11 protein-coding genes are annotated in these 9,225 nt (G+C 38.3%); 2 read left to right on the top strand and 9 right to left on the bottom strand.

Going from position 1 to position 9,225, the window contains the following annotated elements; all coding sequences use genetic code 11:
* Positions 1–156: 156 nt before the first annotated feature.
* Genes Q8Q95_03995 through ruvA form a run of 4 tightly spaced genes read right to left on the bottom strand, consistent with a single transcriptional unit; the run spans position 157 to position 3,131 of the window.
* A complete protein-coding gene (locus Q8Q95_03995; GenBank protein MDP3764754.1) occupies positions 157–339 on the bottom strand; it encodes a type II toxin-antitoxin system HicB family antitoxin in 183 nt (60 codons plus the stop codon).
* A 17-nt stretch (positions 340–356) separates the two neighbouring features.
* Positions 357–1,682, bottom strand: a complete 1,326-nt coding sequence (locus tag Q8Q95_03990) for a UDP-N-acetylmuramoyl-L-alanyl-D-glutamate--2,6-diaminopimelate ligase (GenBank protein MDP3764753.1) — start codon at positions 1,680–1,682, stop codon at positions 357–359.
* 2 nt (positions 1,683–1,684) lie between these two features.
* Positions 1,685–2,542, bottom strand: a complete 858-nt coding sequence (dinD, locus tag Q8Q95_03985) for a DNA damage-inducible protein D (GenBank protein ID MDP3764752.1) — start codon at positions 2,540–2,542, stop codon at positions 1,685–1,687.
* A 4-nt stretch (positions 2,543–2,546) separates the two neighbouring features.
* Positions 2,547–3,131: a Holliday junction branch migration protein RuvA gene (gene ruvA / locus Q8Q95_03980; protein MDP3764751.1), complete on the bottom strand. Its 585-nt coding sequence runs from the start codon at positions 3,129–3,131 to the stop codon at positions 2,547–2,549.
* A gap of 88 nt (positions 3,132–3,219) precedes the next feature.
* Here ruvA and uvrB point away from each other — a divergent pair, with 88 nt between their 5' ends.
* Positions 3,220–5,136, top strand: coding sequence for an excinuclease ABC subunit UvrB (gene uvrB, locus Q8Q95_03975; GenBank protein ID MDP3764750.1), 1,917 nt, complete (start codon positions 3,220–3,222; stop codon positions 5,134–5,136).
* Between the two features lie 119 nt (positions 5,137–5,255).
* Here uvrB and Q8Q95_03970 read toward each other — a convergent pair whose 3' ends face one another.
* Positions 5,256–5,516, bottom strand: a complete 261-nt coding sequence (locus Q8Q95_03970; protein MDP3764749.1) for a hypothetical protein — start codon at positions 5,514–5,516, stop codon at positions 5,256–5,258.
* 99 nt (positions 5,517–5,615) lie between these two features.
* Between Q8Q95_03970 and rpsT the strand changes: the two genes are divergently transcribed.
* A complete protein-coding gene (gene rpsT, locus Q8Q95_03965; protein MDP3764748.1) occupies positions 5,616–5,879 on the top strand; it encodes a 30S ribosomal protein S20 in 264 nt (87 codons plus the stop codon).
* 56 nt (positions 5,880–5,935) lie between these two features.
* On the opposite strand, the gene Q8Q95_03960 is transcribed toward rpsT, so the two are convergent.
* The 4 genes from Q8Q95_03960 to Q8Q95_03945 form a co-directional block, all read right to left on the bottom strand.
* Positions 5,936–6,943 (bottom strand): hypothetical protein, encoded by a 1,008-nt coding sequence (locus Q8Q95_03960; protein MDP3764747.1) that lies wholly within the window; start codon positions 6,941–6,943, stop codon positions 5,936–5,938.
* A gap of 112 nt (positions 6,944–7,055) precedes the next feature.
* Positions 7,056–8,042: a DNA polymerase III subunit delta gene (gene holA / locus Q8Q95_03955; GenBank protein ID MDP3764746.1), complete on the bottom strand. Its 987-nt coding sequence runs from the start codon at positions 8,040–8,042 to the stop codon at positions 7,056–7,058.
* A complete protein-coding gene (gene mutM / locus Q8Q95_03950; protein MDP3764745.1) occupies positions 8,039–8,869 on the bottom strand; it encodes a DNA-formamidopyrimidine glycosylase in 831 nt (276 codons plus the stop codon). The genes holA and mutM overlap by 4 nt, the downstream gene beginning before the upstream one ends.
* Position 8,870: 1 nt before the next feature.
* Positions 8,871–9,206, bottom strand: coding sequence for a nucleoside triphosphate pyrophosphohydrolase family protein (locus Q8Q95_03945; GenBank protein MDP3764744.1), 336 nt, complete (start codon positions 9,204–9,206; stop codon positions 8,871–8,873).
* Positions 9,207–9,225 lie beyond the last annotated feature (19 nt).

Here is a 9,225-nt window from a genome sequence, read left to right as displayed (position 1 = left end):
ATTAGTAGCTTGAGTATAACAGTTAGAAAGTTTGCCATCTGGCGTAGATATTTTAGCCCAAAGCCCTTCATCCGTATTTTCCACATTAACAACTACACGAACAGGCAAAACGGCTTCAAATGAGACTATTTGTTGGACTTTATTCATATTTTTATTTTATAAATTAACCAAACCAATCACCTTCCGAATATTTTTTAGAGCTTCATTTTTTGTTTTGCCTTGGCTATAGCATCCTTCAAAAACAGGGCATTCCACCACATAAAAACCGTCCTCATCTTTTTCCATGAGTAACGGCAATTTAGATCCTAATCGCTTAGTTTTAGCACTAATCTTTGACATATTTCTTTGATTCTAGCTTATTTTTTCAATTTTGCCAATTCTTCCAAAACCACCTCTTTTTCATCCCAAGCCATAGCGCCAAATTTGGTCATCATAGTTTTTTCGGCTCCCTTACCTGTTATTAAAACCACATCGCCATGCTTTGCCGTTTCTAAAGCTTCGCGGATGGCTAAGCGCCTATCCATAATTTTTCTATATTCTTTATGTTTGATTCCCATGGCTACCTCATTAACTATTTTTTCGGGATCTTCGGTATAAGGATCTTCATCGGTTAAAAATATTTCATCGCAAAAACTCTCGGCAATTGAACCCATGTGCGATCTTTTCCATTTATCGCGCCCGCCACCAGCCGCCCCCAAAACACCAATTAACTTATAGCTATTCTTAACCCAGAACGATTTGGCTACACGATACACAGCTTCTAAAGCATCGGGCGTGTGAGCGTAGTCTATAACCACTAAAAACGGTTTTTCTTGTAAAATTTCCAACCTACCTGGTGCACCCTTAAAATTCTCTATAGCTTTTTTAATGTGTTTATGTGGAATTTCGTAAGCCCGAGCCGTCGCAATGGCGGCCAAAGTATTGTATAAATTAAAATCGCCCAAAAGCGGGCTCGAATATTTTTCTTCCTCTAAAATAAACTCTACGCCGCTCGCCGAGAATTTTATGTTTTCTGGAATAAAATTATTTTTAACATTGGCGCGAATATTTTCTTTTAATAAGCCGTAGCCAAATTTTTCATCGGCCGAAAAAGAAGCGTAATAATAAGCCGAAGGATCATCTAAATTTATTACACTTATCTTTTTGTTTTTCTTAAATATTAAAAACTTATCTATATTTTTTTTCTTTAAAGAATCAAAAAGTATACCTTTAGCCTTTTTATATTTTTCAAAAGAACCATGGCTTTCTATGTGTTCCGGCCGAACATTGGTTAAAACCGCTGTATCAAAATTTATAAAAGCGGCGCGATTCTGCTTTAAACCCTCCGAAGTAACTTCTACAATCACATACTGGCAACCGGCCTTAGCGGCTTTACGCATAAAATCTTGCAAAGCAAAACGACCCGGCATAGTCATTTTAAGTTTATTATCTTCGTATTTATCTTTTATGCGGAACCTTATGGTAGAAGTAGAGGCTACATTTAGGCCAAAACTTGTAAAGATTTCGTGGAGCAATTGAACAACTGTAGATTTGCCATTTGTACCCGTTACACCGATAACCGTAAGCTCGCGCGCAGGAAATCTATTTTTTATGGCGCCAATCAAAGAAACGCACCAATGAAAATAATCCCAAAACCTTTTTGGCAAAACTTTTTTAATTATTTCTTTAATTTCCGAAATCATTGTTAAATATTCAATAACTTATTCTTCGGCTTTTTACCAGAAATTAAAGTCTTTTTAAATCCTTTCAGCTCTTTTTCTGCTTCCTTAATATGTTTTTCTGCTAATAAGTTTTCGGGCAATACACCGCCTATTTTCTGAATAGTTTGTCTCACCTCTCTACCAACTGTATTATGTACTCGACTGGCAGGATAATCCCCATAAACCTTATTCTTATTTTTCTTTAATATTTCTTCCGTCTGAGTAATCCGAAATAAATTCGCTGCTAATTCTGTAGTCCCAATCATATCTAATAAATCTCCTTTTTGGATTCCTTTTTTCTTTTTAATACCTGCTAACGGCATATCATACAAACCTCTATAACCAGCATCATAAAATAAACCAAATTTAGTAACTCCTGCATCTTTAGCTGTACCAGACAATTTTTTATTTTGCGTTTTAACCTGATTTCTAACTCGAAGTCTTTTTTCAACTTCAGATAGATTTTCAAAAATCTCTTGTCTGCGTGTTTGTAAAGCAAAATATGTTTGAGCTAAGGATATTTCCGGTTTATTAGAATCTCCATTTTGAGCTATAAGATAACAAGCATAACGATCTAGTTTGTAATCTCTTGTCTTTTTTGGTGTATTTGAGCCGATTTTAACCATTTTAACCGTTCGGTTAAAATGGTTATCCACATTCTGACCACTATTAACACAGGCTCTAGCTGCTCTGCCAATTACCTCTTCCGCCTTTTGCCAATGCGGATAGCCAAGCAACAACATCAAGTCTCTTGCCAGCCAATATTCAATTCCGTTCTCATCTATATGTTTTATATTTTCAAAATCCTTATGAGGACCTTGGGATATTACATTTGTATCCATAAATTTATTTAGATAATAATTTTAGAGCTTCTTCTATACGGCGTTCTACTCCTTTAACTTCTGGCAGAACTTTTTTAATAACATCGCGCGCTTGATAACTGGTATAACCCAAACTTTGCAAAGCTTCCAGAATATCGGCATCTTCGGAAATAGTTTGAGAAGCGGCACTAGTGGCTAACGTAACCAAAGCCATGGCTTTAGATTTTAAATCTATTATTATTTTCTGCGCTGTTTTTGCGCCTATACCCGAGACTCGTTTTAAAACACCTTCTTCACCTTTGGTTATAGCCGCAATAAGCATCTCAAAAGGCACTTCGTCCACCATAGCCATAGCACTACGCGGACCCACCCCAGAAACTGTTATTAACATTTCAAAAATATCTAGCTCTGCTGGGCTTAAAAAACCGTATAATTCTTGTGTATCTTCGCGCTGATATGGATGCGTAAAAACCTTTACAAGTTCGCCATTTTCTTGTATTTTTCCAAGTGCGCTATTGGTCATAAAAATACGGTAGCCCAAAGAACCGCATTTAAGTATGCAGCGACGGTCGTATTTCTTTATTAATTCACCTTCCAAGTAGCCAATCATATTTTAGTTAATAGTGAGTAAAAAGTAGTTATTAGGCAGAAAATAAGAAAAAGTCACTACCTTCTACATTCAACATTCTACCCTCTAAATGTCTAAATTCAAACTAGTATCAAAATTTAGCCCTACAGGCGATCAACCTCAAGCCATAGAAAAATTGACTGCGGGGGTTTTAGCTGGCGCCAAAGCCCAAACATTGCTTGGTGTTACGGGTTCTGGCAAAACATTCACGTTGGCTAATGTTATAGCTAATGTTCAAAAATCTACGCTGGTAGTTTCGCACAACAAAACTTTAGCTTGGCAACTGTATCAAGAATTTAAAGATTTCTTTCCCGAAAACGAAGTCCATTATTTTGTTTCCTATTACGATTACTACCAACCCGAAGCCTATATTCCCCATTCCGATACTTACATAGAAAAAGACGCCAAAATAAACCAAGAAATAGACAAACTTCGGCACGCCGCTACTCAAGCAGTACTTTCGAACCCAGATACTATAATAGTGGCTTCGGTTTCTTGTATTTATAACATTGGCGATCCTAACGAATATCAAAACGCGGCTATGGTTTTAAAAACAGGTATCAGTATTTCTAGAAAAGATTTTTTAAAAAGACTAGTGCTGATGCAATTTTCTCGCAATAATATTGCGCCGTTGCCCGGAACATTCAGAACCAAAGGCGAAACTATGGAAATTAATTTGCCCACTGGAGACGAAATTATACGTGTAAACTTTTTTGGAAGCGAAATAGAAAAAATATGGAGTTCTAAACTAGGTATTTTAAATGAATATACACTTTATCCCGCCAAACACTTTATTACTTCGGAAAATAAATTAAAAATTGCGTTAGCCAACATTGAAACAGAGCTGGATGAGCGTCTAAAAGAACTGCGAAAAGAAAATAAAGTTTTAGAAGCCGCGCGTTTGGAACAACGCACCCATTACGATATGGAAATGCTCGCTGAAGCCGGTTATTGTTCGGGTATAGAAAATTATTCGCGGCATCTAGCTTTTAGAAAAGCTGGCGAATCGCCCTATACGCTTTTAGATTTCTTTCCAAAGAACGCCCTGCTTATAGTGGACGAATCACATATGACGATTCCTCAAATAAGAGGCATGTATAATGGCGATCGCGCTCGCAAATTGACCTTGGTTGAACACGGCTTTCGCCTGCCTTCGGCTTTGGACAATCGCCCAATGATGTTTAAAGAATGGGAAAACAGAACCAACCAAATTATTTTTTCTTCGGCCACACCTAATGATTACGAGCTAGACCAATCTAAAGAAAATCACAAGCTGTATCTAGCTGAACAGCTGATAAGGCCGACTCATATTTTGGATCCTATGGTTGAGGTTAGGCCGACCGAAGGGCAAATAACCGATGCAATTAAAGAGATCGGCAACCGCGTCAAACGCGGTGAAAGGGTTTTGATTACAGTTATTACCAAAAGATTAGCCGAGGACTTGGCAGAGCATTTGGCTAAAGCCGGCATAAAATCGGCCTATTTACATTCCGAAATTAAAACTATGAACCGCCCCGAGATATTGAACGATTTACGTAGCGGCAAAATAGATGCTTTGGTTGGCGTAAACTTATTGCGTGAAGGCTTGGACTTGCCCGAAGTTTCTTTAATTTTAATTTTTGACGCCGACAAAGAAGGTTTTTTAAGAAATGAGACAACTATGGTACAAACCATCGGCCGCGCCGCGCGGCACATAGAGGGCAAGGTAATTATGTATGCCGATAAAATAACGGGTTCTATGAAAGCGGCCATTAAAGAAACTTCGCGCCGCCGCGCCGCGCAAGAAAAATATAATAAAGAAAATGGATTTACCCCTATATCTATTAAAAAAGATATTAAGCTTACGCCTGTTATACCCGAGCCCGAAAAAATTTGGTTAGAATCTAAAACCAAAAAAGAACTGGAACGCGAACTCAAAACCGCCATTGCTGAATGGGACTTTGAAAAAGCTATTTTACTGCGCGACTACTTAAAAACTTTAAAATAACATACTCACATTCTCCCTCCAGAGGCGGGCAAGCAAGTTTGTAAGGATGTTGTATGTGTTGCGTAATAAAAAAGCAGGCCGTTTTGACCTGCTTGGAACATGAATCACTAAATAAATAACTAAACCTTTAATTCAACTGTCGCTTCGAGTTCTCTTTCAATCGTTTCCCTTAAATGCTCGAGATCGGCCATTGACGCCACTACGAACTGTAAACCCTGCATAGTTAGAGTGATTGGAAGATGTTCTTCATTGACAGACCTTTTTATCACTCTTTGCAGTTTCGTGGTGTTGAGTGCTTCGAGAAATTGCCGTTGAAAATCTACGGAAAGAGCACAAACTAATTCGTAGTAGTCATTCAATAACACAGTTCCTGTCATCATAAACCTCTTTTCTATTTAAAAGAACAATTTATAAAACTTGCCTAAACTGAATGATTCTGATATTATCAAACCTACTTATTAAATGCAAACACATCTAAAATGCCAATCAAAAAATCAGCCAAAAAGGCCCTAAGACAAACCGAAAAAAGAACCAAAGTTAACCAAGCCGTTAAAGACAATATAAAAGATTTGGAGAGGAAACTGGTTAAAGAAATAACGGCTAAAAATATGGCTAACGTAAAATCCAACGTATCCAATTTGGTTCAAGCTTGGGATAAAGCCGTCAAAAATAATATTATCAACCGCAACACCGCCGCCCGAAAAAAATCACGCCTGCAAAAAACCATAAACAAAATCATTTAATATTTTCTAGGACCAATTATAAAAAGCCTCGGCTGTTTTTTAGCCGGGGCTTTATTTTAGCGTCGAGCCACATACTCACGCTCCAACGTACGTTCCTGGGCACTAGCTTTCCGTTCACGCACTACTCTTTTTAATTTAGAGCGGGCTCGGCCGAAAGCATGTAAAAAAGTCTGGAGTGCTTTGATATTGCCCTTTTCCCAATCCTCCAAATAACTATGTAGCTTCTCCAGACATTTCACGTTAGGCGACTCCAGACGAGACTTGAACGGCTCCACCAGCACAATCGCTCTTAGCGCATAAACCACTTTATTAACTTTGCCTCCAGCCACGGCATTGGCAATGGTTCTGAATTTTTCAATATACTCCGCTACCGGCTGAACACCCTCGGCCTCTTCACGTTTTTCCATTTGTTGCGCCAAAGCCAAGGCTTTATGCTCATAAACACCCAGATTATCATAAACAGAGCGGATACGATCTTCGGCATTTGCGGTCATCTCTATAAGTTTGCGCGCCTGAATCATCACACCTTGAATAATGCCATCAAGCTCATCAAACCTTCTTACCGCTGCCAGGTGTGCCTGAACCGGCTCTAAAACAGCCCCAACAGACCGCATACCCTCGCCATTTCTTAATTCTGAAATTCTGTTTAGGTGCGCCACCAGCAGAACTTTATGCCGATTACGCACTTGGCCCAGCCGGCGGGGTATCTGGTTGAGCCTACGTTGGGCTACCAGCGTATCCTCATACGGCACCACACCTGGCAAAGTAACAAGCTGGAGCACATGTTGTAGCTCCAGCATGATTTCCCTGATATCGGCGAGCTCACCCTGGCCATACACTTCCGGCTGTCTTTTATAAAAATCAACCACTTCCCCCAAGGTACGATCCAGTATGTGGAAACACTGGGATATAGCATCATAAATGGTATTTAAAACCACAACACCTGTCTCGCCATTCTTTTTTCTTAAAAAAACTACCTGCCCATTGCCATTGATAAAGCAATGGCTGGTAACCTCTTTGATTACATTCATCCCTATTGGAACAAGCTCCAAATTGAGTGGCATACTAATTCTCCTTTCATGTTTTTGGGATTTAAGTTAGGAAAGAGCAATTCTTGACCACCATTACCATAATATATACATTAGTGAAACAAAAGAGTCAAGGAAAAACTTAGCGCTATTTATTTAAAAAACCACAGACAAAATCGTTTAAAGCCTCGCGGCCATCTTTCTCGCCGGTTTTAATGGCTAAATCAGCATCTGCCAAATTTTGGTAGATATTTTTTAATTCGGGCTGGGAAAAATTCTTTAAAGCATTTAACGTTTTTTGAGCCACCCATGGGTTTAGTTTAAATTTTTGCGCAACCTGAGCCGCGTTTGACGCGGTAACATCGGCCAATTTCAACATATTTCTAAACTGCCAGACTAAAGCTCCTAAAACCATTATCGGTTCTTCGTTTTTCTGCCAAAGTTCTTCTAAACCCTCTAGAGCCAATGCCGCCTTTTTTTGAGCCAAAGCCTCGGTAACTTTAAAGCTACTAGCCGTCAGGTCAAACGTGATTAAATTTTCTATATCTTTTTTTTGGATCATTCCGCCGCTATAAGCCGATAATTTAGCTAGCTCGTTCCAAACTCTATTAGTATCGCAACCCACGCCGTCTATTAAAAAAGCTAGATCGGCGCGAGAAATTTTAATATTTTCTTCTTGGCTTTTCTTTAAGCACCAATCTATTAATTTAGGCTTATCTAGGTTTTTAAATTCCTTAACCTCGCCTAAGGTTTTTAAATACTTGAGCCTATCCTCCGTAGCCTTGCCATGTCCTCCCGAAGCCTTGTGCGGAGGAGGAGCGGAGGAGGACAACATATCGTATAGCACTAATATTATATCTTCGGATTTATTTAAAAATTTATTTTTATTTATAATTTCTTTAACTTCTTCAAATTTAACTTCGGTAACAGAAAGAACCCCGCGTAAAAAAACCAGTTTCTTTTCGCTAAACATAGACTGGCTTTCTAAAGCAGATTTTAGATCGTCGCAGTTTTCTTCTAAGTCAAATTTAAAAAAGTTGAGCCCACTTGAGTACTTGATCAAATAAGTCTCTTTGATCCTGGTCAGCTTTTCCTGAATCAAAAACGAATTTTCACCGTAATATATATAGATCATTTATATAATCTTTGGCATTTTGGGCAAAAGTGAGCTGTGCGAGCACCGATTTTAACAGTTTTGATACGGCCACCGCACGCGCATTTTTCACCCCTGCGGGCGTAAACCAAGCGCTGGTTAAAATAATCGCCTTTCTTGCCCGAAGTGTCGCGATAATCTTGGCGCGTGGTGCCACGCAATTTTATTGACCGCTCTAAAACAGAAACCAGCTTAATAAACAGTATTTTTAATTTGCCGTGGGGTATTTTTTCGGTCAGGCTTAACGGGTGAATTTTGGCCAAATACAAAGCCTCGTCGGAATAAATATTGCCTACGCCCGCCAAAAATTCTTGATTTAATAAAACTGTTTTAATTTTTCCTTGGCGTTTGGCGATTAGCTGTAAAAAATCTCTGGTGGTAATTTCTAATGGATCTGGCCCAAGTTTTTTAATTTCGGGCCGAGCTAACACTTTATTTTTTTCACCATAAATAATTCTTCCAAATTTTCTAACATCGGAAAAATATAGTTTAGAATGTTTTTTGCCTTTTTTAATGTTAAAAATTAAATGAACAAAACTTTTTCTTTCGGGTTCATTAAATAGAAAGTGCCCTGTCATTTTTAAATGAACCGCTAACATATAGCCACCCGAGAGATAAAAAAGAATATTTTTACCCCTGCGCTCTATTTTGTTTATTTTCTTATTTTTAATAGAACGCTGAACACTGGTCAAACTTCCGCTTAAAGAAAAATATTTTGGCCAATCACTCCAAACACTAACAAAAATAAAACCTGCTAAACGTTTTTTTAAATCTTGGACTATTGTTTCAACCTCGGGTAATTCGGGCATATTAGCGATTATCTCCACTGCCTTTAATCTTGCCTCGTTTGTGCCTAGAAGCTAACTTGGTCAGATTATCGCTAGCTATATCTTCCAAAGACAATTTTAAATCGGTGGCAATTTGCGCTATATACCATAGCACATCTCCTAATTCTTTTTTAAGTTCTTCTTTTTTCTCTTTGGTAATAATACCATTATCATCTCGCAAAACCTTTTTAACTTTCTCGGCCACTTCACCCGCCTCGCCCACCAAACCTAGTGTTGGATAAAAAATACCATCACAATATTTAGATTTAGGATAAACTGCCGTTTTTCTAGATTTTTTTTGATATTCGTTAAATGTCATATAAGTCCAATAGGACTAA

This window comes from bacterium (genome assembly GCA_030697795.1).
Classification (GTDB): Bacteria; Patescibacteriota; Minisyncoccia; order JACQLN01; family JACQLN01; genus JACQLN01.
The sequence above is the reverse complement of the archived record's forward strand: the minus strand, read 5'-3'. Positions and strand labels throughout refer to the sequence as shown.